The 25,988-nt window shown below is 61.6% G+C and carries 29 protein-coding genes; 4 read left to right on the top strand and 25 right to left on the bottom strand.

What is annotated here, in order from left to right; translation table 11 throughout:
* Positions 1–54: 54 nt before the first annotated feature.
* Together EP837_RS12275 and EP837_RS21345 are read right to left on the bottom strand one after the other, a co-directional pair.
* A complete protein-coding gene (locus EP837_RS12275; protein ID WP_066527957.1) occupies positions 55–807 on the bottom strand; it encodes a sulfite exporter TauE/SafE family protein in 753 nt (250 codons plus the stop codon).
* A 51-nt stretch (positions 808–858) separates the two neighbouring features.
* Complete coding sequence (locus EP837_RS21345) at positions 859–1,008, bottom strand: hypothetical protein (RefSeq protein WP_197486278.1); 150 nt, start codon at positions 1,006–1,008, stop codon at positions 859–861.
* Positions 1,009–1,135: 127 nt separating this feature from the next.
* Between EP837_RS21345 and purS the strand changes: the two genes are divergently transcribed.
* From purS to EP837_RS21570, 4 genes are all read left to right on the top strand, one after another.
* Positions 1,136–1,369 carry a phosphoribosylformylglycinamidine synthase subunit PurS gene (purS, locus tag EP837_RS12270; RefSeq protein WP_022683267.1) on the top strand — a complete coding sequence of 78 codons (234 nt, stop codon included), beginning with the start codon at positions 1,136–1,138 and terminating at the stop codon, positions 1,367–1,369.
* Positions 1,370–1,372: 3 nt separating this feature from the next.
* Positions 1,373–2,047 carry a phosphoribosylformylglycinamidine synthase subunit PurQ gene (purQ, locus tag EP837_RS12265; protein WP_066527956.1) on the top strand — a complete coding sequence of 225 codons (675 nt, stop codon included), beginning with the start codon at positions 1,373–1,375 and terminating at the stop codon, positions 2,045–2,047.
* 221 nt (positions 2,048–2,268) lie between these two features.
* A complete protein-coding gene (locus EP837_RS21575; RefSeq protein WP_225870553.1) occupies positions 2,269–3,375 on the top strand; it encodes a TonB-dependent receptor in 1,107 nt (368 codons plus the stop codon).
* A 9-nt stretch (positions 3,376–3,384) separates the two neighbouring features.
* Positions 3,385–4,620 (top strand): TonB-dependent receptor, encoded by a 1,236-nt coding sequence (locus EP837_RS21570; protein ID WP_335676088.1) that lies wholly within the window; start codon positions 3,385–3,387, stop codon positions 4,618–4,620.
* A gap of 62 nt (positions 4,621–4,682) precedes the next feature.
* Here the strand turns inward: EP837_RS21570 and EP837_RS12255 are convergent, their stop codons facing one another.
* From EP837_RS12255 to EP837_RS12145, 23 genes are all read right to left on the bottom strand, one after another.
* Positions 4,683–5,204, bottom strand: a complete 522-nt coding sequence (locus EP837_RS12255) for an A24 family peptidase (RefSeq protein WP_066527952.1) — start codon at positions 5,202–5,204, stop codon at positions 4,683–4,685.
* Positions 5,201–6,028 carry a tetratricopeptide repeat protein gene (locus tag EP837_RS12250; protein WP_066527949.1) on the bottom strand — a complete coding sequence of 276 codons (828 nt, stop codon included), beginning with the start codon at positions 6,026–6,028 and terminating at the stop codon, positions 5,201–5,203. The genes EP837_RS12255 and EP837_RS12250 overlap by 4 nt, the downstream gene beginning before the upstream one ends.
* Positions 6,025–6,882: a tetratricopeptide repeat protein gene (locus EP837_RS12245; protein WP_156518491.1), complete on the bottom strand. Its 858-nt coding sequence runs from the start codon at positions 6,880–6,882 to the stop codon at positions 6,025–6,027. Before EP837_RS12245 ends, EP837_RS12250 begins: the two co-directional genes overlap by 4 nt.
* Positions 6,883–6,903: 21 nt before the next feature.
* Positions 6,904–7,875 carry a type II secretion system F family protein gene (locus EP837_RS12240; RefSeq protein ID WP_066527944.1) on the bottom strand — a complete coding sequence of 324 codons (972 nt, stop codon included), beginning with the start codon at positions 7,873–7,875 and terminating at the stop codon, positions 6,904–6,906.
* A gap of 4 nt (positions 7,876–7,879) precedes the next feature.
* A complete protein-coding gene (locus tag EP837_RS12235; RefSeq protein ID WP_225870552.1) occupies positions 7,880–8,884 on the bottom strand; it encodes a type II secretion system F family protein in 1,005 nt (334 codons plus the stop codon).
* Positions 8,881–10,242, bottom strand: coding sequence for a CpaF family protein (locus EP837_RS12230; RefSeq protein ID WP_066529382.1), 1,362 nt, complete (start codon positions 10,240–10,242; stop codon positions 8,881–8,883). The genes EP837_RS12235 and EP837_RS12230 overlap by 4 nt, the downstream gene beginning before the upstream one ends.
* Positions 10,242–11,477, bottom strand: coding sequence for an AAA family ATPase (locus tag EP837_RS12225; RefSeq protein WP_066527943.1), 1,236 nt, complete (start codon positions 11,475–11,477; stop codon positions 10,242–10,244). Before EP837_RS12225 ends, EP837_RS12230 begins: the two co-directional genes overlap by 1 nt.
* Positions 11,474–12,109: a TadE/TadG family type IV pilus assembly protein gene (locus tag EP837_RS12220; protein WP_066527942.1), complete on the bottom strand. Its 636-nt coding sequence runs from the start codon at positions 12,107–12,109 to the stop codon at positions 11,474–11,476. Before EP837_RS12220 ends, EP837_RS12225 begins: the two co-directional genes overlap by 4 nt.
* Positions 12,106–12,621 (bottom strand): TadE/TadG family type IV pilus assembly protein, encoded by a 516-nt coding sequence (locus EP837_RS12215; RefSeq protein ID WP_225870551.1) that lies wholly within the window; start codon positions 12,619–12,621, stop codon positions 12,106–12,108. The genes EP837_RS12220 and EP837_RS12215 overlap by 4 nt, the downstream gene beginning before the upstream one ends.
* Positions 12,621–14,177 carry a pilus assembly protein TadG-related protein gene (locus EP837_RS12210; protein ID WP_066527941.1) on the bottom strand — a complete coding sequence of 519 codons (1,557 nt, stop codon included), beginning with the start codon at positions 14,175–14,177 and terminating at the stop codon, positions 12,621–12,623. Before EP837_RS12210 ends, EP837_RS12215 begins: the two co-directional genes overlap by 1 nt.
* Before the next feature lie 19 nt (positions 14,178–14,196).
* Positions 14,197–14,472: a hypothetical protein gene (locus EP837_RS12205; protein ID WP_066527938.1), complete on the bottom strand. Its 276-nt coding sequence runs from the start codon at positions 14,470–14,472 to the stop codon at positions 14,197–14,199.
* Between the two features lie 14 nt (positions 14,473–14,486).
* Positions 14,487–15,980, bottom strand: coding sequence for a type II and III secretion system protein family protein (locus EP837_RS12200; RefSeq protein ID WP_066527936.1), 1,494 nt, complete (start codon positions 15,978–15,980; stop codon positions 14,487–14,489).
* On the bottom strand, positions 15,967–16,890 hold the full coding sequence (gene cpaB / locus EP837_RS12195) for a Flp pilus assembly protein CpaB (protein WP_082919630.1): 924 nt from the start codon (positions 16,888–16,890) through the stop codon (positions 15,967–15,969). The genes EP837_RS12200 and cpaB overlap by 14 nt, the downstream gene beginning before the upstream one ends.
* Positions 16,891–16,953: 63 nt before the next feature.
* Entirely contained in the window at positions 16,954–17,151 is a 198-nt protein-coding gene (locus tag EP837_RS12190) for a Flp family type IVb pilin (protein ID WP_066527933.1), read from the bottom strand.
* Positions 17,152–17,172: 21 nt separating this feature from the next.
* Positions 17,173–17,370 carry a Flp family type IVb pilin gene (locus EP837_RS12185; RefSeq protein ID WP_066527930.1) on the bottom strand — a complete coding sequence of 66 codons (198 nt, stop codon included), beginning with the start codon at positions 17,368–17,370 and terminating at the stop codon, positions 17,173–17,175.
* Positions 17,371–18,035: 665 nt separating this feature from the next.
* Positions 18,036–18,818 carry a DUF2569 domain-containing protein gene (locus tag EP837_RS12180; protein WP_066527929.1) on the bottom strand — a complete coding sequence of 261 codons (783 nt, stop codon included), beginning with the start codon at positions 18,816–18,818 and terminating at the stop codon, positions 18,036–18,038.
* Positions 18,819–19,069: 251 nt separating this feature from the next.
* Positions 19,070–20,728 carry a sensor histidine kinase gene (locus EP837_RS12175; RefSeq protein WP_225870550.1) on the bottom strand — a complete coding sequence of 553 codons (1,659 nt, stop codon included), beginning with the start codon at positions 20,726–20,728 and terminating at the stop codon, positions 19,070–19,072.
* A 408-nt stretch (positions 20,729–21,136) separates the two neighbouring features.
* Entirely contained in the window at positions 21,137–23,053 is a 1,917-nt protein-coding gene (uvrC, locus tag EP837_RS12170; RefSeq protein ID WP_066527927.1) for an excinuclease ABC subunit UvrC, read from the bottom strand.
* Between the two features lie 187 nt (positions 23,054–23,240).
* Positions 23,241–23,855, bottom strand: a complete 615-nt coding sequence (locus EP837_RS12165) for a F0F1 ATP synthase subunit B family protein (RefSeq protein ID WP_066527922.1) — start codon at positions 23,853–23,855, stop codon at positions 23,241–23,243.
* Positions 23,848–24,342: a F0F1 ATP synthase subunit B family protein gene (locus tag EP837_RS12160; RefSeq protein WP_066527921.1), complete on the bottom strand. Its 495-nt coding sequence runs from the start codon at positions 24,340–24,342 to the stop codon at positions 23,848–23,850. Before EP837_RS12160 ends, EP837_RS12165 begins: the two co-directional genes overlap by 8 nt.
* Before the next feature lie 85 nt (positions 24,343–24,427).
* On the bottom strand, positions 24,428–24,655 hold the full coding sequence (locus EP837_RS12155) for a F0F1 ATP synthase subunit C (protein ID WP_021240110.1): 228 nt from the start codon (positions 24,653–24,655) through the stop codon (positions 24,428–24,430).
* A 52-nt stretch (positions 24,656–24,707) separates the two neighbouring features.
* Entirely contained in the window at positions 24,708–25,493 is a 786-nt protein-coding gene (locus EP837_RS12150) for a F0F1 ATP synthase subunit A (protein WP_066527920.1), read from the bottom strand.
* Positions 25,494–25,539: 46 nt separating this feature from the next.
* Positions 25,540–25,863: an AtpZ/AtpI family protein gene (locus tag EP837_RS12145; protein WP_066529369.1), complete on the bottom strand. Its 324-nt coding sequence runs from the start codon at positions 25,861–25,863 to the stop codon at positions 25,540–25,542.
* Between the last annotated feature and the right edge of the window lie 125 nt (positions 25,864–25,988).

Below are 25,988 nucleotides of genomic sequence, written 5' to 3'. Positions count from 1 at the left end.
AAATCCTCCCCATCCGTGATGGGGAGGGGGACCGCCATAGGCGGTGGAGGGGAATTACCCCATCGCTGCGTCCACCATCAGCTTGATCCCCAGCAGCACCATCAGCACGTAGATCAGCGTGTAGAAACGCGCCGGATCAACCCGCCGCACCAGCACCACCCCGGCAAAGGTCGCCGCGATCGCGATCGGCGCCAGCATCGCTGTCGCCATCAGATTGGCGCGGGTGAACTGCCCCAACGCGGCATAAGCGGGCACCTTGATCCAGTTCATGACGGCAAAGGCGATGGCGCTGGTTCCGATCAGCACATCGCGCGCCAGCCGCTTGGGCAGAACCCACATCTGAAAGGGCGGCGCACCCGCATGGGCGATCTGGCTGGTAAAGCCGCTCGCCACGCCGAGCAGCGTCCCGATCCAGTTGGGCGATGTGGACGGCAGGACGATCGCCCCGCCCCGCTCCACCCAAAGCCTCTGCGCACCGAACAGCGTGGAAATAAAGCCCAGTGCGCCCAGCACAGCCGTCTCAGGCACCTGCGCGGCAAAGAGATAGCCGAGCCCCACGCCCGCCGCCATGCCGGGCAGCATCACCTTCAAGATATGCGCGTCCCAACTATGCCGGAACGACCAGACGCTGACCGCATCCTGCAATATCAATATGGGCAGCATGATCGCCGCAGCCCGGACAGGATCGATGCCCAACGCCATGATCGGCATCGCCAGCGCGCCCACGCCTGCGAAACCACCCTTGGCGAGCCCCGAAAGGATCACCGCCAGGATCGCGCATGTATAATAGAGATATTCGCCACTCATGCCGCCGCCCTAGAATAGAAGGCGGCTCAAGCGAACGACTTTATCGCCCGCTCAGCTGTTGGCCCGGTATCCGATCAGTACGCCGAAGGTGAAGGTCGCCAGCAGCGCCAACTGGACGCGGCCATGCGGATCGTCATAGCCGACGATCTGCTGCCCGAAGGCGAAAAGCCCGACAAACATCGCCAGCGCAAGACCAGCCATCCTGAAAACCCCTCATGCCGTGCATGAGCTATAGCCTTACAGTGGCTAATAAAGGGATAATGCCTTGCTTGGCGCGGCGCAGGCGACTAGGGGGTGCGCCATAGCAATCCACGGAGTTTTTGGCCTCATGAAAGCCCGCATCTTCGTCACCCTCAAGGGCGGGGTTCTCGACCCGCAGGGCAAGGCGATCCACCACGCACTCGACGGCCTGGGCTTTTCGGGCGTGAACGACGTGCGCGCGGGCAAGCTCATCGAGCTGGACCTGGCGGACGGCACCAGCGACGAAGATATCGACGCCATGTGCCGCAAGCTGCTCGCCAACACGGTGATCGAAAACTACCGCATCGAAAAGGTGGCCTGAGCCATGAAGAGCGCTGTCATCGTCTTCCCCGGCAGCAATTGCGACCGCGACCTCGCCACGGCGTTCGAGGCGGTGAGCGGTTCGAAGCCGGCCATGATCTGGCACCGCGACACCGAACTGCCGGATGACATCGACCTGATCGGCGTTCCGGGCGGCTTTTCCTATGGCGACTATCTGCGATCCGGCGCGATGGCAGCCCGCTCTCCTGTCATGCAGGCCGTCGCAAAGGCGGCCGATCGCGGCGCCTATGTACTGGGCATCTGCAACGGCTTCCAGGTGCTGACCGAAAGCGGCCTGCTGCCCGGCGCGCTGCTGCGCAATGCCGGCGGCCATTTCGTCTGCCGCGACGTTTCCCTGACGGTGGAAAATGCGCAGAGCGCCTTCACCAGCCGCTACGACGCTGGCGAGTCGGTGATTTTCCCGGTTGCCCATCATGACGGCAATTATTTCGCCGACCCCGAAACGCTCGACCGCCTCGAAGGCGAAGGCCGCGTGGCGCTGCGCTATGGCGAAAGTGTCAACGGCTCGGCCCGCAACATCGCAGGCATCCTCAACGAGGCGGGCAATGTGCTGGGCATGATGCCCCACCCCGAACGCGTGATCGAACCCGCCCACGGTAAGACCGACGGCCGCCGCCTGTTCGAAGGCTTGCTCGAAGGTCTGCTGGCGCGCGCCTGACGAGGGCGCGCCGTTCCGGCATGGGACGGCTGTATAGCTGATCGCGACGATGCGCGGCGTTTCTCAATCTTCTTCCGATGATGGAAGAGGGAGAACGACTGAAATCCACTATTTTCAGCGTCTTTCCACTCCATCCTCGCCAGTCAAACCTATATACAATTGAATATAGCCAATCACGCGAGTAGCTTGTACCGGCTGCCCCAACGAAGAAGGGGGCAGACATGAACAAGACATCTTGTGCCGTAATAGCGGCATTATTGGCGGGCATTTCTCCGAAGCCAGTGTTGGCGCAGACGCCCAAAGCGGAAAGCGCACCTCAAGGGCCGATCATCGTCACCGCCCGCCTACGTGAAGAGGATGCACAGCGCGTTCCCGCATCGCTCAGCATCGTCAGCGGCAAGGACCTCGAACGAACCTACACAGTCAACATCAACCAGCTCAGCCAATTGGCGCCCGCGCTCAACTATTCCTCCGCCAATCCGCGCAACACCGCCTTCACGACACGCGGCCTGGGATCGAGCGTCGTCGCCGTCAGCCAGGCCAATGACGGGTTGGAAGGGGGCGTGGGCTTCTATGTCGATGGCGTCTATCATGCCCGCCCCGCAACCGCGGCGTTCGACTTCGCCGATATCGAACGAGTAGAGCTGCTGCGCGGACCGCAAGGCACATTGTTCGGCAAGAACACTACGGCAGGCGCGATCAGCATCATCACGAAGAAGCCCAGCTTCGACTTCGGCGGAGAAGCGGAAATCTCCTACGGCAGCCGAAACTTCCTGCAGGCCAAGGCTGCGGTGACCGGCCCCATCGAGGATGGCGTGCTCGCCTTCCGCCTGTCGGGTCTGGTGACGCGGCAGGACGGTTATATCCGCAACGTCCGGCGCGACGAGCGGCAGAATAATATTCACAATGATGCGATCCGCGGGCAACTGCTGTTCCAGCCATCGCCGGATTTCACCCTGCGGGTCATCGGAGATTGGGCGAACTTCAGCAACAATTGCTGCGCCCAGCTTTTCGTGCGGGTGGCGCCAACGCTCAAGCCTGCCGCGCAACGCTATGTGACTTTGGCCGCCAATGCCCCGGGTGCCCCCTATGCCCCGCCCAGCCTCAATCCCTATGATCGCGTAACCGACAATGACGCGCCGCTTGGCGTCGATACGGATGAAGGCGGCGTTTCGGCTACCGCCGACTGGAAGCTCGGCGGGACCATATTGACGTCGATCAGCGCCTGGCGCTTCTGGGACTGGGACGCGGCCAACGATCGCGACTATACCGGACTGCACATCCAGACCACGCAGCATATCCCGTCCCGGCAGGAGCAGTTCAGCTAGGAACTACGGATCGGCTCCACCAGCCCCGGACCGATCGACTATGTCGCCGGCCTCTACTATTTCCACCAGAAGATTACGGGCCGCCCGATCAGCATCTATGGCCCGCTGGCGACCTATTGGCTGCTCCCCGCCAGCCCCACCCGCACATCGGCCCTGCTGAACGGCTATCAGACCGACGGCCATACCGACTTCCGCAGCGAAAGCTTCGGCGTCTTCGGCGAGGTGAGCTGGCATCCGGCAGCGCGGCTCTCGATCACAGGCGGCCTGCGCTACACCTATGAGGAGAAAGACGGCATCTATGACGTGCGTACCTTCGGCGGGCAGGCGACGGTGCCCGTTTCGACGCTCTACAACGACCAGCAATCGATCCTGCACGCGCAAAGCTACAGCGCGCATGACGGCGACGGCAGCGCGTCGGGACGGATCAACATCGCCTACGACCTGACCAATCAGATCATGGCCTATGCCAGCTTCGCCAAGGGGCAAAAGTCGGGCGGCATCAACATGTCCGGCCTGCCGGTCAACAGCGCCAATCAGGCCGTGCTGGCCACCGCCGTCGTGCGCCCGGAAACCAATTCTACCTGGGAAGCCGGGCTCAAGACGCGGCTGCTGGAAGGCGCGCTGGTCTTCAACATCAATGGCTATCATGTGGATGTGAAGGATTTTCAGGCCAATATCGTCGATAATTCGGCCACCGTCGCGCCGCGCAGCTATCTTGCCAATATCCCCAAGGTCAGGGTGAAGGGCATCGAATTCGACGCATCGGCTGCATTAGGGTCCCACCTGACGCTGAGGGCGTCGGGCGCTTATGCGGACGGCGAATATGCCAGCTATCCCAACGGGCCTTGCCCCATCGAGCGGACGGGAAGCAGCACGGCGCGATGCGATCTCACCGGCAACGCTCTCCCCGGCCTACCCAAATGGACCGGATCGGCAGGCGGAGAATATCGCGCGCCTTTGAAAGGCGGAGAACTGTTCCTCCGCGCCGACGCCGTTACCCGCACACGGGTCCGGGGTGAGGCAACCGGCTCCGCCTATACGGTGATCAAAGGCTATACGCTGGTCAACGGCAGCGTGGGTTACCGCGCCGGACAATGGGAGCTGGCGCTGTTCGCCCGAAACCTGTTCGACCGGGATTATATGCAGAATCTTACCGTGCAGGCAGGCAATAGCGGCCTCATCGTGGGAACGCCGAGCGAGCCAAGAACAATCGGCGTAACGCTGCGGACGCGCCTGGGGTCGTGAAACCATGGGGGTCGCCAATCGCCTTTCGCCAAAAGAAGGACGATTGGCCGCTTCCTATTCCGTTACAACCCCTTCACGAAGGACGGCAGATGCGCAACGCCGCTCGGATTGGGTCCAGCCATATAGAGCGTCATGATGGTCCCCAGCGCGATCGCCACGCCATAGGGAATGGGGCCGTTCGCCGCGAAGATCGCCAGCGAGGAACCGTCCCGCACCGTACGCGGAACCATGCGCCGCCCGGCCATCAGCAGCAGCGCCAGCACGCCGCCGCCCACCGTCACATAGACAAACCAGGGCAGTGCCGCCGACCAATCGAACCAGAGCGCGCAAGCCGCCATCAGCTTGACGTCTCCCCCGCCCATCCAGCCCATCGCGAACAGCGCCGACCCCAGGGCAAAAACCACCAGGAAAAGCGTTCCGTTCTGCCAGATGTCATTTTGCCAACCGGCCACCACCACCCAAGGCACGAACAGGCCCATGACGAGCAGCGGCAATATGTTCGAAATCCGCAGCTTCGCGATATCCTCGATCGCCGCTGCCATCAGAACCAGGCAAACCGCCAGCAATATCAGGTCCTTCGTCACGGCTTGGCTCCCATCGTTGCAAGCGTGGCGGCAGCTTCTGGCTGAAAGCTTTCCGACTCTGTCACTGCGCGGCTCAAATATGCCCGCGCTTTGCCCGCGTCGCCCATGCGCAGCGCCACCTTCCCTGCCTCGCCCAGCCGCTTCGCCCAGCTATTGGCGTCGTCGGCCGGGCGGCGCTCTATGTCGCGTCCAGCCATGATCTGCGCGGCGTCGCTATTGGCGATGATGCGCGCGTCATCGGGCGCCAGCTCCAAAGCCTTGCCATATATGGCCACGGCTCTCTCCGCCTGCCCCTGCGCCATCAGCGAAAGGCCATAATTATTGAGTATCTGCACCGGCTTGTCGGTCAGTTGAAATGCCTTTTCATAGGCCGCCGCGCTAAGTGCCCACGCCTTTTCAGCATCATAGGCGACGCCCAGCGCATTCCATGCCCGCCAGCGCCCGGCGCAATGATCGACGGCGCGGCGCAGCGCGTCTGTCGCCTGTTCAGCGCGGCCAAGCCGCAGACGCGCGATGCCCAGCCCCTCATCGACGCGGCAGTCCTTCGATCCGGCCTGGCTGATCGCGGCAAAGCGCGTTTCGGCCTCTCCATTCTGTCCCTTGGCAAGCGTCATACGCGCGACCGCGATATCGACCGCCGCGCCCTCCTGCGCTCGCGCATTGGCCCGCCATTGGCCGAGCATGCTTTCAGCCTGGATGATCCGCCCACCATCGATCGCATCATCGATCAGGCGGCCATAATCCAACGCGGGAGCTGTCGTCGCGCTCGGCGGCAGCGGTGCAGGTAAAGCCGTCGCAGCCGCCAGAAGCAGGAGGACGCTCATCCCCGGCCTCCGCTCCACTTCCACAACTGTTCGAACAGACCATCATGCTCGACCGCGCCCGCCATCGTCGCGCAAGCTGGTGACGCCTTGGCGTTAGCCCCAACCGGAGACACGTTACATCCCAGCGACGCGACCGGCTTGTCCAGCGTCGCATCGGACGTGGCGGAAAGCTGGACGATCGGCGCTTTCAACTCGCGCGTCAGCGAAATGGCAGGCGCTGATTTGCTCGCGTTGGCGACAGTCACGATCGCCGTGTTCAACTGCGACGTCCTGCGGCCAGGCAGCGTCGGCCGCGCGCCGCTGACCGCCAGCGTACGCAACCGCACTTCACCCATCGAAACCCGTTCCAGATCCAGCCCAGCGGTTCGCGCAGGCAATCCGGCGGGCGTCCCTCCCCCGCTCGCCGCCAGTTGCGCCAGCGTCGGGCGGCGCGCCGTCCCCGGCACGGCCCCCTGCCCGATCTGCGCCAGCAGCGCGTTCGCTTCGGCCTGCAAACCCTGCGCCATCAGGCTGCGCGCGAAGTTCCGATGAATGCGCTCATCCTGCGGCGCGCGCGCCAGAGCCAATTCGAAATATTCGCGCGCTAGGTCATGCCGCCCTATCGCCGCATAGCTGATCGCTACGCCGTTTAGCGCGTGCGGATCGGCCGGGTTCTGCCGCATGGCTCGCCGGTAGGCGTCCAGCGCCAGCGCATGCTCCCCGCGCGAAAACAGCACGTCGCCGCGCGCCAGAGAGTCCTGCCCGGCCGTGCCTACGGCCTCGCTGTTGACGGATCGGATCGCGACGTCCCGGTTCGCTGAACTGCATGCCGCGCTCGCGAAGATGAGCGCGACCGCCATTGCCCGTCTCTTCATGCCCCGTCCCCTTTATGTCCTCTACCGCGCCATCGCCGGCAGAATATCACGCACTACCCGCACCACCGCAGGCAGCATCAGCACCCCGATCATCACCGGCAGCATGCAGGCGACCAGCGGAACCGACAGCAGCACCGGCAACCTGTGCGCCTTTTCTTCGGCCCGCATCCGCCGCTTCTCGCGCATTTCCGCCGCATAGACGCGCAGCGTTTGCCCCACGCTCGACCCCAGCTGGTCCGACTGGATCAGCAGCGTCGCGAAGGAGCGGATTTCGTCCACATCCACATCGTCCGCCATACGCCGCAGCGCATCGGCCCGGCTGCGCCCCGCGCGCAGTTCCAGAACCACCTTGCCCAGCGCCTGCGACACCAGTGGATGCGATATGGCAAGTTCGCGCCCCACCCGATCCATCGCCGCTTCCAGCCCAAGCCCCGCCTCAACGCACACCAGCATCAGGTCCAGCGCGTCGGGAAAGCCGTGAACGATCGCCTCTTGCCGCCGCGCCGCCTTGGCCGAAATGAACAGGTTAGGCAGATACAGCCCCAGCACAGCGATAGCAGTCGCCATCAAGTAGAGCTTCACCGGGCTCGGCGGCTCCGGCTTGTTCAGCGACATCAGCACCAATATCGCAGGCAGCACCAACGTCAGCACCAGCCGGATGAATGTGAACACCTTGGGCGCTTCGGGCGAAGGGTAGCCCGCCGCGATCAGCCGCTTGCGCAGGCTGTCATTCTGCGTATCCGCCAGGGAAATGCCCAGCCTCTCGATCCGCTCGACCAGCTTTTTCCATTCGCTGTTGTTCCGCTCGTTGCGCAGGCTTTGCCCACCGCCCTGCACCACGCTCCCCGCTTCGCTGACCACATCGAGGCGGCTGCGCACCCTCGAGGTGCGCGCTACCGCTTCCGAAACGCCATAGACGATCGCCACGATCGCGACGAACAGCAGGATCAGCAATATCGGCCGAAGCTGCGAGATAAGGGCGAGGTCCAGCATCAGGTCACACTTTCAGGTCAACCATGCGGCGTATCGTGACGAAGCCGATGATGTAGAGGATGATGAGCCCGGAAAATCCGAAGATGAACATGGGGTCCTGCGCGATATCCAGGTAAAAGGCCGGATTGAGCAGGAACAACGCGACGAAGGCCAGGATCGGCAGCGCGGTCAGCATGACCGCGGTCATCCGCCCTTCGGAACTCAGCGCCCGCACCTTCAGGAACAGGCTCGCCCGCTCGCGGATCACCAGCGACAGATTTTCCAATATCTCGGCCAAGTTGCCGCCCGTCTCCGCCTGCACGGACAGGGACGTCACGAACATATGCATCTCGTTCATGTCCCACCGCTCGGCCATGCGCTGCAAGGCGTCGCGCAGGTCGGAACCATAGGTGACTTCATCGACGACGATGCCGAACTCGCTGCCGATCGGGTCCCGCATCTCCTTGGTCAGCAGGTCCAATGCCGCCGCAATCGGATGCCCCGCGCGCAGGCCTCGGACGAAAGTGTCCAGCGCCACGGGAAACTGCTCTTCCATCTTCTTGCGCCGGCGCTGGCTCAACCGGCTCAGCACCATGATCGGCAGCAGCACGCCCAGCGACGCGGCAAAGGCCGCCGCCATCATGATCATCCCCGCCGTCATGCCATATCCTGACAGCAGCGCGCCGATAATCACGATCAGGAACAGCAGCCCCGTCGCGATCGTCATCAGCGTCAGCACCGTGCGCGCAGGCACGCTCAGGCCCGCGCCATGCAGCGCCCGGATGACGCTCAGCCCCATGCGGCCGAAGACGCTGTCATGATTGAAGTTCAGCGTCTCGTCATCACGGCGAAGCTTTGAAAGGACCGTGCTGCGCTCGAACCCCGCCGCGATCATCTTCAGCCGCTTGTTGACGACGCGCTCCGTACCCGCGCGTGCCCGGAACCAGCTGTGGACGCCCTCAATCGTCAGGATCACCGCCGCGAACAGCAGGACCAGAACGAAGGCGCGGATGTAGATCGGATTGATCATTGCACCACCGCATCAGGCCGGAAGAGGTCCGCGGGCAGATTGATGCCCCGATCGGACAGTTCGCTCATGAATTTGGGCCGGATGCCCGTCGCCTCGAAATGGCCGCGCACCATCCCATTCTCCTCACGCCCGGTCATCTTGAACCGGAAGATTTCCTGCATGGTGATGACCTCACCTTCCATGCCGGTAATCTCGGAAATGCTCATCAGGCGGCGGCGGCCGTCCGATAGGCGCCCGACCTGCACGATCACGTTCAGCGCCGAAGCAATCTGCGCCCGCGCCGATCGCGGCGAAATGTCGATGCCGCTCATGCCGATCATCTGCTCGACACGCGAAAGAGCATCGCGCGGCGTATTGGCGTGGACCGTGGTCATCGATCCATCATGGCCGGTGTTCATCGCCTGCAGCATGTCGAACGCTTCACCGGCGCGCACTTCGCCCACGATGATGCGGTCCGGCCGCATACGCAGTGCATTCTTCACCAGGTCGCGCTGGGTGACTTCGCCCCGCCCTTCGATATTCGGGGGCCGCGTTTCCAGCCGCACCACATGACGCTGCTGCAATTGCAATTCGGCCGAATCCTCGATCGTGACGATCCGCTCCGCCTCGTCGATGCTTGCCGACATGGCGTTGAGCAGCGTCGTCTTGCCCGAACCCGTCCCGCCGGAAATCAGCACATTGCGCCGCGCCGCCACCACCGCCCCCAGCACCTGCGCCATCGGCGCGGGCACGCTGCCCAGCTCGGACAGCCGCCCCATGCTGATCGGCACCTTGGCGAATTTACGGATCGACAGCAGCGACCCATCCACGGCCAGCGGCGGCACTACCGCATTGACGCGCGAACCGTCCGCCAAACGCGCATCGACAAAGGGTGAAGCCTCGTCTACGCGCCGCCCGACAGCCGCGACGATCTTCTGGATGATACGCAGCAGATGCTTCTCATCCTTGAACCGCGTCGCCGTCTCCACCAGCCGTCCGCCGCGCTCGACGAAGACGATCTTGTGGCCGTTCACCAAAATGTCAGTGACGCTCTGGTCCTTCAGCAGCGGCTCTAGCGGCCCCAGCCCCAGCAGCTCGTCCAATATGTCCGAAACCAGCCGCTTGCGCTCTTCCAAGTTCAGCGCATGCTTCTGCAGCGCCAGCTGTTCATGGACGATCTCGCCCACTTCCGCTTCCACCTGCGCGCGCGACATATTTTCCAGCGCGGACAGGTTGATCAGGTCGATCAGCTTCTGGTGCAGAGCGACCTTCAGTTCGGTATGCCGGTCCTCTTCCCAGTGGACCAGCTCGGTATCGGTCGGCCCCACCTCATCCCGAGTATCGCCAAACCGGCTATCGCCTTTCCGGATCTGCCACATCAGCCCTTCTCCGCCTGGCGCCGCGCCTCGACCGCCTGCATGGCGCAATCGACTATGTCGGCCATGTCCTTGCAGATGCGGCTGCGTGCCTTGAGTTCCTGGATCAGCACCCCCTGGTCCAGCGCCGAGCTCACCAGCGGGAAGTCGTTTGCAATGCTGAGGTTCACCGGATGATCCAGCGCCGCTGCCGCATCTGCCAGCCCGATCGCGCGGAACAGCTTCTTCTCCACCCGGTTCGCGATCACATGGATCCGCGCCGGATCGATGCCCTGGTCGCGCAGCAGCGCAATCTGCCTCCGCGCCTGACGCAGGCTGGCGATGGTCAGTTCGCACACCAGGAAGATGACTTCCGACCGCGCCACCAGCGACATGGACCAGTTCGTCCAATTGCCCGGCAGGTCGAGATAGATGGTATCGAAATTGCGCTGCGCCAGTTCGACCACGCGGAACACCTGCTCGGCGTTCACCGCCTCCAGCGGCATGATCTCCGTCGGCGCGGTCACGACGTGAAGCCCCGTCGGCGTTTCGAGCGTAACCGATCCCAGCAGCTCCCGATCCACCCGATTGCCGCCCTGCAACAGGTCCGCCAGCGTCAGCGGAGACGTTATGCTCAGGAAGGTGCCCGCATTGCCGAACTGAATATCGAAGTCGAACAGGCAAACCCGCTCGCCCGCCTGACGGACCGACCGGGCATGCAGGCTCGCCGCCTGGGTCGCGATCGTGGTAGCCCCCACGCCGCCAACACTCTTGATGATGGAGACCAGCTGCCCCGTCTTGACGTTCTGCCCGCCCTTAGCCGTGATCTCCGCCCGCAAATGGTCCAGGATGGCCGTCAGTTCGCTCGCCTGCAAAGGCAGCGGCAACACATCATTGATCCCGCTCCGCAACAGCGCGCGCACCAGCGGAATCTCCGCATTGCGCACCGCCGCCACTACCAGCAGAGCCGGATGAGCCGCCCGCAACGCCGCCAGCCGCCGCATGGAAGCTTCGTCGTCCGGCATCACCTCCAATATGATCGCCTTGGCCTCGCTCACCAGCTGCGACGGCAGAGAAGCACTGGGCGCCAACATCGAAAGCGTCAGCGACTGCCCGCTCAGCCGATCCCCCAATATATCGGAAGCCGCAACCTCCTGCTCCGACAGGATCAGGTGAATACCCTCATCCCCAACATCGAGGGTCCAGCTCTCGGCGGCTTCCGCTGTGTTCGTCACGATGCCCAAGATCTTGTTCCTCAATTTGATACCGTGCCCTGGCCGTCTTCCATGGTGAGGGCGGCGCTGAAGCTGGGGAGAGAGATGCTAGTTCTAAAAGGTGTCAAAGCCACCGGTGTAAAGGTCATTTGCTTCAGGGATACCTTGACCAGCGGAGCAACGTCCGGCCCGTTGGGATCTCCTGCATAACCCAGGCCCGAATAGTCATAGTCGATGGTGACCTTACTCGCCGTGATCTCAGGCATGAACAATTTCATACGGGCAACGACGTTGTTAAACGCAGTCAGTGCCGTCGCACTGTTACTGACCAGAGGACTCGGACAGGTCGCCCCTGTCTTGCATGAACAACTGACAGCGCCCGCATTGAAGTTGCAAGACGCTCCGCCGAAGGAAGCCTCAGGGATTGGATCACCCTGTGAGAGCGAGCCACTAACGACGAAACTATATGCAGCCAGACCGTTGGGAATCATGTCGGTAGCGACGGCATAGCGCACACCCATCTGGGTCGCCTTTTCCGCGCGATTCCAAGTCCACATCAGACGGCCAACATCGATGATGCCGAATAAAAATATGATGAGCAACGGCAATACGATCGCGAATTCCGCCGCCGAAGAAGCGCGCTGGTCTTGAGCAAGGAGGGCAAGCCGCCGGATCATATCCCCTGCACCGTCGCTTCGGATGACGAAATCAGCGACAACGAAGTGCTGGTGAAGCCAAGATTATTGAACAGGGACGTATAAGGAACGGTGGCGGAAACCTTGATCCGAGGGACGTTCGACATGCCATTATATATCCCAGAGTAATTTCCTCCAGAAATTGCGGTGCAACTGAGTGTCACCGAAACTGTCGTCGCTGTAGTCCAGCTGGTTAACCGTGCTGTCCCTCCATTTGCGATCTGCCCGGTGCGGGTGATATTGCGAGTCTTGTCCACTACGTCGCTTGATACGGTGTTAGGGCAGGTGAACTCTGTGAAAGCCCGCCGCGAAGCATAGCGCGCGCCATCGCGAACTGCCTTCGCCACAACGTGCTCGCTAAGGAAATAGTTGCCCAGCTCAAACGCACCGAACATCAAAGTGATGAGAAGGGGTGTTACGAGAGCCATTTCCGCAGCAGCTGCTGCCCGGTTACAACCGATGGGACGAAAGAGGAAAGAAGAGGCCATCGTCATCACTCAATCAGGTACGGGACCGATCGCTCGATCACCTGTGGATTACTCGCTCCGTTTAGGCCGCTCCCTGTGTCGGCAATCACTTCGACATAGACTTCCTTCTTCTCGGTCCATTTGGTTCCCCCAATCTTACGATCGATGGATGGCTCAACCAGAAAAACATCAAGCCATTTCACCGGGTCAATACCCGAAGTCTTGCCATGCAGCTTAAGGGCGTGACAGTTAAGAACAGCGACTGAGATGCGCCGGCGATCCACACCCGCAGAACTGGGCGTAATGCCCGCTACACCATTGGCTGGAGAACCGAAGGCATATTTGCTGCCAGCGGGCTGCGCCACACCGATCCCCTTGGCAACCCCTCCAACCACGACGCTGGGATGGGCGACTTCCCAATTATACACATCATAGCGGCTCGGCGTTGCCCCAAGGCTGGTTGCGCCCGGCCATGTGGCCGCGTCCCAACCGTAATTTACCTTGAAATAAGCGTCACGATCCCATGTGCCGCTGCCAACGATACCACATGTTTGCGATCCTTGCGGAACGGCATGGCACAGATCACGGGGATAACCCATGATATCAGGATAACCACCGGTCATCACCGCAGCGGTCGTCGGCCGGTATGGGTTGTCCGAAACATCAAATCCGTTTTTGCAGGTGCTCCCGTTGTCGGAACTACAGGTCAGGTCTTTGCGCGTATTGGTGGAGGGCGAACATGTGCCGCCATATTGCGACGGGCAGATGCTGCCGTTCGCATAGACGTCAAATCGGGTATTGAGTGAATCCAGCACCGAAGTGCTCATGCCGGTCTTGGTAGTGATGCCATCCATTGCCTGGCAATCGGTCTGAATGGTGTCATAACCCAATGCGGCGGCTAGGCCGTTCGCACCATTTTTGAACGTCGCCTCCAGCCATCCGAAGTTGCCTGCCGCGTCAGCATTGCCGGTGATGAGCTTCAGGCCTACGCCTCGCGATACATTGAAAGCCAAATTCTCATCGGCGTTGGTGTCCGGCTCGCTCGGATTGCAGATCATCACCGGCGGCACCTTACAGATCGCCGATCCAACCCCGGCAAAGGCCTTCGCCGACAAGGCTCCCGACGAAAATGTCCTCACGATCGGAGTCAGCGCGAAATAAGCCGTGCGCGAATTGACCTTCACCTCAACAAAATTGGCATCCTGATCAGTGGTAGCCAAAGTTGTCTTGGCCTTGTCTTGATAGAAGGTCAGGGCTCCGCTGCTGTCACAGCCCGTAGGAACCGTGCCGCCGACCTTAATTGCCGCACCACACTTGTCATTTGCAAATCGGGCATCGTTCTGGATAAGATTATTGACGGCGTTAGTCGCCCTTGTCCGGGCATTGCTCTTCCCATCCAACTGCGTCGCCGCTGCCAAAGCAGCTTGGTCCGCAGCAGTCTGCAATTCGCTGTCGAGGCTCGCCATCCGCGCATAATCAAAAGCGATGCCGCCCGCCGCAATCAGCCCGAACAGCGACAGGGCGACCGTCGGCGCTACCGCACCGCTGGTTGACCTTAGGAGGCTATTCCGACGGGCAGACATGGATTGAAACCCTCCCCGATCACCGGCCGCCTGAGCCGCCGCCGGAGCCACCGCTACCGGACGTGGTGCGGATCGACTTCGGCTCCTTCACCTTGTCGGTGCGGTAGCGTTCCACCGCGGCGGCGCTGCGCGTGCCTTCGCCGCCTTCGACGAGCGTGCCCTCATAGCGTGGGTCCGGGTTGATCACCTGCTGCGCATAGTTGCTGCGCACCGCGCCGCCGAAGGTCGGGTCGTTTGTAGTGCAGCCCGCCAGCGCCGGGGCGACCAGCAGGACGGCCAGGGACAGTGTGCGCATGGTCTCACTCCCGCTCATAGTTCATATCCGCTCTGCGTCGCGCCCGCCGGAGCCGGCGCCGGGGCGGCAGGCGTAGGCGCGGGAGCCGTCCGGCGGCTTTCCGGTGGCATCGCATCGGGATTGAGCGGGTTGATCCCCACCGCTTTGTCCGTCCGCCCCATCAGGAACAGGTCCAGCTCATGCGGATTGCCCACCCGATCGGTCGGGAGGCTCACATCCTCCGCCCGCATCGGCTTCACCAACCGAGGCGTCACGATCATGACCAGTTCGGTCTGCTGCTTCTGGAAGCCGGTCGAGCGGAACAGCGCTCCGATGATCGGCAGCGAACCCAGCACCGGCAGTTGCCGCACCGTATCCTGGAAGTCGTTACGCAGCAGCCCCGCAATCGCAAAGGACTGCCCATCCCGCAGTTCCACCACAGTCTTCGCCCGCCGCGTCAGCAGGCCCGGAACGACCAATCCGTTGATCGATACCGACGCCGAAGGATCGATCGAGCTAACCTCCGGTTCAACCACCAGGTTGATGATGCCGTCGCTCAGGACAGTAGGCGTGAAGCCCAGGCTGACACCGAACGGCTTGAACTCGACAGTGATGCCGTTGCCGTTATTGCCCCCCCCGCCGCTGCTCTGCGTTACCGGGATCGGAAATTCGCCGCCCGCCAGGAAGGACGCGGTCTCACCCGACAGCGCCACCAGCGTCGGCTCGGCCAGCGTCTTCACCAGCCCCTTGCGCTCCAGCGCATCAAGGGCCGAGAATATGTTGACGCTCCCAATCTTGTACGCCCATGTCCCGACGCCAAAAGCATCGGACAGCCCGTCAAGCAGAATGGTCGGCACGCCATTATTGTTGGTCGGCACGATCGAGTCAGCCGACAGGTTGCCGATGCTGCCCGCAGTGCGGTTACCGTTGAAGCTGTGGTTCAGCCCAATCTGCTTCGCCGCCTGCCGGTTCACTTCCGAAAAGCGCACTTCCAGCATCACCTGCTGCGACGCGCCTACCGACAGCATGTTGACGACCTTCTCGTCGCCCCCGGCATAGGTCTTGGCGATCTGCATCGCCCGATCGACCGCCGAAGCGCTCGACACTGTGCCGGTCAGCACCACCGCGTCATTAGAAACGCGCGCGCCGATCTGCTCGCCGGGGATCAGTTCGGCCAGCTGACGCTTCAGCGTCACCACATCCGGCCCCACCGCCACATCGACCACCGCGATCAGCATGTTGCGGCTGTCATAAAGCGTGAGGCTTGTCGTCCCCACCTTCTTGCCCAGCACATAGAGCGATCGGTTGGTCAAGGGCAGGACGTCGGCGACTTCCTGATTGCCCACCAGCGCCTTTGAAAAAGGCCGATCGACAGTCAGCACCTGGCTCTTGTTGAGCGGCACGTCGAGCTGCCCTGCATGATCGATGTTGCTGGCGGTCAGCGATGCGACCTGGGCTTGAGCGGGCATCGCCGTCGCAGCCAGCGCTGCCCCCAGCGCCAGCATCGACAAGGACTTAGCGGGAACCATAGCGCTTCACCTCATAGCTGGTGCCAGTCGTGCCGCGCACGATTTCGACCGATGCGGTCGCGGGCAGAGCGGAAACATTCTTCGGCACGGCACGGCGCGGAGCGCGCATCACCGGAAGCCGAGCAGGCACATAGGCGGCCTCCGCGATCCGGGCGCGCGGTCCGGCAAAGCCGCCCACATAGGCGCCATCGCGCAGATCCTCCGTCCCCACGGTCTGCACCGCCGGGTTGGGCTCATCCGTCACGTTGCGCAGCACCAGCGTTAGCTGGCCGACCTGCTGGCCCAGCACCAGCTTCTGCGCATCGACCTGGTTGACCTCCAGCGTCGCGGTCTTGCCAATCGCGGGGTCCTTGGAGCTGTCGTTCGCATTCTGGTCGATCGCGATGACGCGCGTATTCTGCAGCAGCACATCGGTGATCTGCTGGCTTCCAACGCCGTCCTGCATCGTGCGGGTCACGAAGACATCGACCATATCGCCCGGCAGCACGAAGCCGCCCGCCGCCGCAACATCATTCACCCGTACCGCCACCGCACGCATTTCGGGCCGCAGCACACCGGACATGGTGGCGCGGCCGCCTTCGCCTGACAGCTTGGAAGTGAGGATCGGCTCGCCCGGCTCGATCTGGCGCAGAACCACGCGCTGCTTGCCGAGGGAGGTGAGTTGCATCGGGTCCCGGAAGGCGCCGGGCGGCACCGAAGCCAAGGGCCAATCGACGACCTTGATCTTTTCCGGCGTAATAGCCGCACCAAAAGCCAGCGGCATGGATGCGACGACCACCTTGGCCATGCCACCCTGCGGCGTGGCCTGAGCCTGCTCAGCCTTGCTCAAATAGCTGTTGGCGATGAACACCGCCGCCAAGCCCAGCAAGATCGCGAGACCAAGGATGATTAAAGATCTGCGCTGCCCCACAACAACTCCCCCCCGAACTGAAAGTTAGGAAGGCCAGCCTCAGGCTGGCCTTCCTATTTATACTCAGCAATTGGCCGGAGGTGCAGAGCCCGTGCCAACATTGCTAATGCAGTTCGTGGAAAGACCCATTGAATTCTTAATCGCCGCACCCAAGTTCCAGGCAGCCAACGCAATGCCGGTACCCACAATTGCCAGGATCAAGGCATATTCGGCCGCCGAAGCACCGCTTTCATCTGCCCAAAGCTTTTTAAAATAAGTCATGTACTTACCCCTCTTTTAGGCTCAGCAATTAGCGCTCGGCGCAGAACCCGTGCCGACATTCTTGATGCAGTTGGTGGCGCTGCCCATCGAATTTTTGATCGCCGTGCCCAAGTTCCAAGCGGCCAACGCAATGCCAGTGCCGACAATTGCCAGGATCAGCGCATATTCGGCCGCCGAAGCACCGCTCTGGTCGCGCCAGAGAGTCTTGAAGAAAGTCATGTCTCTTTCACCCCTATTGCGCCGAAAGCGTTCCGGCTGCTCTTGCACAGCTCTGCGGAGGGGCCTTTGCCACCTGGCGACCCCAGCAGTGATTGCTCCACTCGCCAGGCAGTTGGGCAGTTCCCGTAGAACTTGTCGCCAAAATGACCCAAAGCAAGATCAAGTCAACAGGGTAAAAAATATCCATATTTTTCAGAAGCTTATGGTCAAATTTTATTAACCATTTTCGCTACCTATTTTGCGCTCGATAGTATCCGAGCACTTTTGATGAGTATACCTTTGGTTATATACCTGCAGGTTTTTAAAGTTGATCTCAATCATTATTTGATTACTTCTACGAGTAACTTTGATGGCCATTAAGAATAACGAACATCAACGAGGTTACCGATCGGGAGTGATTTGGCGAATGCTGAGGAATACGAACAGCATCAAAGATATATGTCCTGATCAAATAGTCGCTTCCACATGCGTACAATCGATGGAAATACCACCAATGTCAGGAGGCTGGACCATGCCGTCCTCAGACCCTCGAGATGAGTAAAGCGAACGATGTCCCCATCGACTCGTCGCGAATCATGTGCAGCCTGCCGCTACCAAATATCCCCCATTTTTGCCGCTTGCGCGCCGGACTCCGCCGATTCGGTTCGCCGAACCGGGACCTAAGGTCAGGCGCTAATTCGATTACGGAAGGTGATATTCACCCGCTCTGACAGCAGCAGATAAGGCAACCAGAGGGCAGCGCTGATCAGTACCTTCTTCACGTTGCCCTCCAGGAGGCCAGCCAGCGACAGTTCGACGGCATGCGGCACATCCCCAATCCGCGTGACCAGCTCGGCAATGCCCATTTGCGCCATCAGGTCCACACCCCACACCATTACCAGGAAGCGGGGGAATAGGGGCGCCATTCGCAGCGCCATGGCAAAGGCGAACATATAAAGGCTGGATAGCAGCACGACGTCGGCCAGCATCACCGCATAAAGGCTCACATACCAGCCCGGCGAATAGCTCCCGAGCGCAGGGATGGCGCTCAGAAACTCCAACGTCCGCACCGGCACGTTGAGCGCAATGCCCAGCAACAGCGACGCCATCACGCCATAAAGCCCGAACTGCGACATTTCCCGCGCCTTCAGGCAGTCGATCTTCCGCCAGCGACCGACCTGCGCCAGGCGGAAACTGGGCTGCGCAAGCACCCGTCCCGCTGGAAACAGCTTCAGCCCCATCAGCAGCGAACCCACTGGCGCTCCCACAACCAGCAGATAGGGCAGCAACCCCGTCCCGCTCATCCAAGGCACGCCATCATAAGGCGTCGCCGGAAAAGCGATCCGCACGCCACAAGCGAAGGCGGCGACGAGGACCCACGCGGCGACAATACGTTGCAAATTGACTTGCATCGACAGCACCAGCGCGACGCTCCGGCGATAGAGATGATCCTTAACCACTCGCACCATGGAAACGGGAACCTCCACCCGGACAGCCACTAGAAGCGCCGACTATCCGCACTTCTGGTTAATGCTGGGTAAAATGCGCGGGTGAGGGGAAAGTTCTGCCGAACGGCGGGGATGGCGGCGTGCAAGCCATTGTTTCTCGACTTCGCTCGAAACGAACGGGACAAACCCTTCAACGCTGAGAGCAGCCAGCCCCCTGCGCTCCTCCCTCCGTTCGTTTCGAGCGAAGTCGAAAAACCGCGCGCTTCCTGCCCTCACTTCCGAGGCACGGTAATCTGAATCATCGTGCGCCCGCCAATATTGCGCAGGAACACCTCACCCCCCAAAGCCTGCACCCGCCGCATCAATGACCGCGAAGGCACCGCGCCCGTCGATCCCAAACGCGCCAAGTTGGGCACGCCGTCATCCGTCACATGCAGCGCAATGCGGTTGCCGGCAGGCTGCAGGGAAAATTCCACGGCCCGCGCCCGCGCGTGCCGCACCGCATTGGCAACGATCTCCCGCACGGCAAAGCTCAGCTCCCGGCCGATCGTCGCGCTCGTCGCGCAATTGCCATCCTCCACTTTCAACTCGCACTGGATGCCCCACTGATCCGCCAGCGATCGCACGACCATCGACAGCGTTTCGGGCAGATAGGCGAAATCCTCCTCGTCCACCTCCGGATTGATGATCCAACGGATGGTGGCGATCTGGTCCTTGGCGATCCGATCGACATTCTGCACCACCGGCATGGGATCGCCGATCGTGCCGTTCAGCACTGGCGCGACCTGAAAGCGGATACTCGCCAGAGCTTGCAGCACACTGTCATGCAGTTCCCGCTGCAACCGTTCGCGCTCCCGCGCTCCCGCTATGACATGGGCCAGGTCCATACTGTTGCGCACCATCAATTCTTCGCACGCGCTTTCGAACACCCGCTGGGCGATGGCAACGACATCCTCATGGCTGGGATCGTCGAGCTGCACCGCGCCCACCGCGTCGAATGTGCCCAGCGACACGCGGACCGACATCAGCGTTTCAGCCTCGAGCAGGGCCGCCCACGCCCGGCCGCCAGGGGTCAGCGGAAAAATCTGACTGACGCCGTCCGATGACAGGCTGATCGAAGCGCCCCGGCGGCAGTCATGCCAACCCGTTTCCACCGCCAGCAGCCCGCCATTGCCCTCCGGCATCTCTTCGCCAAAGCGGCTCGATGCAAAGCGATAGGGCTCTGCACTGGCCGCGCGAAACAACACCGCTCCATTCTCGCCGCCCGTCGCAATCTTCAGCGCTTGCAACAGAAAAGGTCCGGGACTGCCCTTGGCCGGCGGAAAGGCGCTGTCGGCCAGCCGCCGCATCCGCTCCTGCTCCAGCAGCGTTTCACGGCGAGGCCCCAACAGCATGCCCGTTATCGCGATCACCACCGCAAGATATAGCACGCGCAGCGCGGCCCGCTCCGCATCCGGTTCGGACGGCAAAACCATCAATTCGTCCACCCACAGGGTCATCAGCGCCGTGATGACCGCGAATGCGCCGACCAGCAGGTGAAAGCGCCGCCGCACGATCAGCGCAATCTCGACCGCCACGAACAGGCTGCCGGAAAAATAAGGGCTGGTGCCGGGGTTCGTCACCACCAGCAGCGACAGGAACAGCAGCGCGTCCAGGCAGACCACCGGCTTGCGCAGCCGCATCTCCGTAACCCAGGATCGGGCCGACAGCGTCAGCGCCGCCAGGGCGAGCGCAAGCATGGCCAGGATGATGCCATTTTCCGCCCCCTCGGCCCATGACCGTGGGGTCGCAAAGGCAAAGCTGACGATCGTATATACGCTTGCCAGCACCAAGCGCGTAACATCCAGCATTTGCCACGGGCGAAGCGCAGACAGGGCGAAGGATCGCCGCCTGTTCAACGTCCGCGATAGTTCGGCATGCCCATGGATCACGGTGACATAATCTCCCGGCACTAAAGTCTATATTATTAGTTATATGACTTTGGCTAAGTATTAAGCCCGGGAAAATAATAACAGCAAAGTGAACCTTCTAAGAAGCCACTATTAACGGTAGTTACCACCAATCCAAACTTGCCGAGAGTTGCGACCCTCATACCTTATCCCCGCGCCATGATTTTTTCAGCGTCTGCGCAGACCATCGCAGGCCAACAGTCATTGCGCAAGACCAACGATAAAATCTCAGCAATAGGTCACCGCCCCGGTAGCAGTCGTCCTTGGGCGGTAGGTGGTGGGCGGCCGCGTCGCTAGTCGCTGGTCATCGCCCGGTCCGCCGGTCCTCGTCGCCGGTCATTTAATAACGGTATCGAAACAATATCTTAGAAACGCTCGCAACTCACTAATTCACCCATGGAAATAGTCATAAACCTGCTGCGCCACTGCCTTCGAAACCCCGGGCGCCTTTAACAAATCCTCCAAAGCCGCGCTCCTCACCGCCTTCGCCGTCCCGAAGTGCATCAGCAGCGCCCTCTTTCGCGACGGCCCGATGCCAGGCACTTCATCCAGCGAACTGGTCGAAATCGCCTTGCTCCTTTTCTGCCGGTGCGCCCCGATCGCAAAGCGATGCGCCTCGTCCCGCAGCCTCTGGAGATAGAAGAGCACCGGGTGGTTGATCGGAAAGCTGATCTCCCGCCCATCGGGCATATGGAACACCTCCCGCCCCTCGCGCCCATGGTGCGGCCCCTTGGCGATGCCGATCATGCAGATATCCTCGATCCCCATATCCTCCAGGATCGCGCGCGCCGCCGACAGCTGCCCCTTGCCGCCATCGATCAACACCAGGTCTGGCCATTCCCCGCTGTCCCGATCCGGGTCCTCCCGCGCTGCCCGGCCAAAGCGCCGCTCGAACATCTCGCGCATCATCGCGAAATCGTCGTTCGATGTTTCGGGGTTCTTCATGTTGAACTTGCGATAGGCATTCTTGCGGAAGCCCTCCGGCCCCGCCACCACCATCGCGCCCAGCGCATGACTCCCCTGGATATGGCTGTTGTCGTAAATCTCGATCCGATCCGGCACGCCGTCCAGCCCGAAAGTCTCGACCATCTCGTCCAGGACCTTCGCCTGCGTCGTCGTCTCCGCCAGCCGCCGGTCGAGCGCCTCTACCGCATTGCGCTGGGCCTGCTTGATCAACCGGGTCCGGTCGCCGCGCTGGGGCACCTCAATCCGAACTTTTGCCCCAATCCGCTCACTCAGCGCCTGCGTTATCAACTCGCACTCCATCGGCGCACGATCGGACAGGATCAGCTTGGGCGGCGGCACCTCTTCGTAAAATTGCGCCATGAAGCTCGCCAGCACCTCATCCTCCGCCACCTCGGCGGTATGAACCGGGAAGAAGCTGCGATGCCCCCAATTTTGCCCCCCACGGATGAAGAAGGCCTGGATACACATCGCCCCACCCTTGGTCGCCAGCGCAAAGATATCAGCGTCGCCCAGCCCTTCCGCGTTGATCGCCTGGCTACCCTGGATGAACGTCAGCGCCTTCAGCCGGTCGCGCAGCACCGCCGCTTGCTCGAAGTCCAACGCCTCCGAAGCCGACTGCATCGCCTCTCCCAGCTTCTTCTGCACGGCCGTCGATTTTCCGCCCAGAAAGTCCTGAGCGTCGATCACCAACTCGGCATAGGCCGCCTCGTCGATCCGCCCGACACAGGGGGCCGAACAGCGCTTGATCTGGAACAGCAGGCAAGGCCGCGACCGGTTGGCGAAGAAACTGTCCGTGCAACTTCTCAGCAGGAACAGCTTCTGCAGCGCATTGATCGTCCGCGTCACAGACCCCGCGCTGGCGAAGGGGCCATAATAGCGCCCCTTATATTTCCGCGCGCCCCGATGCTTTTGTACGCGAGGAAAGTCATGGTCCTCGCGCAGCAGAATGAAGGGGAAGCTTTTGTCGTCACGCAGCAGAACATTATATGGCGGGCGGAAGCGTTTGATCAGCTGCGCCTCCAGCAACAGCGCCTCGGCCTCGCTATTGGTGGTGACGATCGTCATGGACCGCGTTTGCGACACCATGCGCTGCAACCGCTTCGGCAGCCGATCAACCTGCGTATAATTGGCAACCCGGTTCCGCAGCGCCCGCGCTTTCCCGACGTAGAGAACGTCGCCCCGCGCATCCTGCATGCGATAGACACCCGGCCGCGTCGGCAAAGTTTTCAGCGTCGTGCGGATCGCCTCCACGCCCGCTTCGATATCAGGCGCCCCCGCTCCACGCACGGTGAAACTGGCCTTGTCTTCGTGAAAACGGTCCGGAGATTGGGGATGCGACATGGTTGCAGAGATAGCGGCGACAGAGACAAGCGCAATGGCTGTGCGCCCCTGCTCCCCAACAGAAGGCCATGGACTCACCCTAACAAGATCACCCTATATTGCCCGCAACACCATCCTTCAGGCGTGACCATCAAAAAGGGGCCGGTGCAATGCCGCACCGGCCCTTTTAAGCTATGTTGTCAGACCGTCAGACTGTCGGCCCGAGTCCCTTGATGGCGCTATCGACTAGTTGCTTATCCGCACCGGCATCGTGTTTCTCCACGATCAGTGCCGCAGCAGCGCTTGTAGCCGCGTTAACTGCCTTGGTACGGATACCAGCGATCGCCGCGCGCTCCGCTGCGCCGATCTTGTCTTCCGCCATCTTCTGACGCCGGGCGACCAACGCGACAGCGTTGGTCTTGGCGTCTTCGAGCAGCGTCGCCGCTTCGCTCTCAGCCGACTTGCGCATGGCATCAGCCTCACCAGCGGCAGCCGCCAGCTTGGCTTCATATTCCGACTTCAGCGCTTCGGCTTCAGCACGCAGCTTGGCGGCTTCGGCCAATTGGTTCTTGATCTGGGCGATCCGGCCATCGAGCACATTGCCGATCAGCGCGGGCACCTTCTTGATGAGCAGGATGACGATGAACACCGCCATCGCCAAGCTCACCCAAGCGGTTGCATCCATGCCGACCGCCTTGGGGTCCGTGTGCGGAACAACGCCCTCATGAGCGACGGTGCCGACCGGCTCCATCCCTTCAGCGTGGATCGCGTCGTCGATATGCGGAGGCGTACCTTCGCTATGCTGTGCTGCTGCCTCAGCCATGGACCAGTGCCGCCTTTACTGCGTTTCGGGCCGATTCCTCCGACGCCTGAACGCCAGAAATGCGGGCCACCATGTCGCGCGCCGCGTCGGCGGCGACGGTTTCAATCTCTGCCAACGCTGCCTGACTGGCAGCCTGGATACGCGCTTCGGCAGCGCCGATCCGGGTGGCAATTTCTGTGTCGGCAGCGGCGAGCTGTCCTTCAGATGCCTTGGCAGCTTCCGACTTGGCGCGAGCGAGCGTCGCCTGAGCCGCAGCGCGGCTTTCGGCGTCGCGAGCGCGATAGTCCGCCTCTGCCTCGTCGGCGCGGGCGAAGGCAGCCTTGGCTGCGTCCAGATCACCAGTGATCTTCGCGTCGCGCGCGTCGGCCGTCGCCTGAACCTTGGGGACCATACCCCGGCCGATGACGAAGAAGACAAAGCCGAACGTCAGCAGCATCCAGAAGATCTGCGACGCATAAGTTTCGGCGATTTGCGCGATTTGAGGCATTTTGGGTCCGTCCGATCAGGGCGCCGTCAATTTATGCGGGCGGGCGGATCGGCTCAAACCGTCCTGCCCGCCCGCCAAGCGGTTGTCAGGCCACGAACACCAGGATCATGGCGATAACGAACGCCAGCAGACCCAGAAGTTCGGCCGCGGCGAAACCGATGAACAGGCGGCCCTGCTGGCCGTCAGCGGCGCCCGGATTACGCAGCGCGCCTTCCAGGAACGATGCGAACACGTTGCCCACACCGAGCGATGCGAGACCCGCACCGATGGCAGCCAGGCCAGCACCGAGCAGCTTTGCGGCTTCTGCGTCCATGTCGTAAACTCCCTTTTCTAAACTTCAGATAGTGTGGAAAATTCAGGAAAACTTAGTGCAGGTTCTCAGCGTCGTTCAGGTAAACTGAGGTCAGCAGAGCGAACACATAGGCCTGGATGACAGCGACCAGCACTTCCAGCGCGCTGATTCCGATCATCAGGATGAAGCTCGCCGAACCGACCGTCAGGCCGTAGCCGACGCCAGCATTCGAGCTGTTGATGACGAACCCGGCCAGCACCTTCAGCAGAACGTGTCCGGCGGTCATCGCAACGAACAGTCGCAACCCAAGGCTAAACGGCCGCACCATGAAGGACACCAGTTCGATCGGGAAGATCACCGGGATCATGGGGAGCGGCGTGCCGTGCGGCACGAACAGCGAGAAGAAATGCAGCCCATGCTTCCAGAAGCCGACGATCAGCACGATCGAGAAGCTCAAGATCGCCAGCACGCCCGTCGCAGTGAAGTGGCTGGTAAAGGTGAAGGGATGCAGGCCGATCAGGCCGAGCGGCAGCAGGCCCAGCAGGTTAGCCAACAGGATGAACATGAACAGCGAGAAGACATAAGGAATATACTTCTTGCCGCCCTCGCCCACATTGGCGATCAGCAGGCTCTTGATGAAGCCGGTCATATATTCGACCGCCATCTGCCAACGACCGGGAACCAGTTCGCGCTTCAGACCGCCGATTACGAAGATCCACAGCACCACAGCAGCAGCCACCATATAGAGCGCACTGTTGGTGAAGGCGATATTGTAGCCGCCGAGCGACAAGTGATCCGTACCGAACAGCGGTTCGATCGCAAACTGGTGCATCGGATCGATTTTGCCGGATTCTGCCACGTTGACCCCTGTAACGTCTGGTATTCGGACTAAGACAAAAGCGCCCCTATTCGCCGGGACGCTTCGTCGTCGTCAATCTGATGATGTTCCTGAACGCCACCACGATCCCAAGACCGAGGAAAATGAGCAGGAGCCATGGGGATGTCCGCAGAAAGTAGTCCAAAGTCCCACCAACCACGGCACCGCCAACAAGACCACCGATCAGTTCGGCGAGAACCCTGTTGCCCAGGCGCGATCCATCATCGGCCTGCTGCTTGGTGGTCCCCTGTCTGACCTTTTCGGCTCGTTCGGCCTTTGCGATCCTCTCCTCAAGAGAAGTGATCCGCGCGTCCTCATCCGCCGGGTCTTGCCCGGGTACATCCGCTACCATGGCCATTCCTTTCCGTTCAGGCAGATAAGCCAACGTCAGGCGGCATGGCGCGTGCGACTGCACCCGTCAAGGCGCGGCCCGTTTAGAAAGGGCTTTCGGGATAGTCAACCGTAGTTGGCACCAGA

Origin of the sequence: Sphingobium sp. EP60837, from assembly GCF_001658005.1 — a bacterium.
Taxonomy (GTDB): domain Bacteria; phylum Pseudomonadota; class Alphaproteobacteria; order Sphingomonadales; family Sphingomonadaceae; genus Sphingobium; species Sphingobium tyrosinilyticum.
This window is presented reverse-complemented; position numbering and strand designations above follow the sequence as displayed.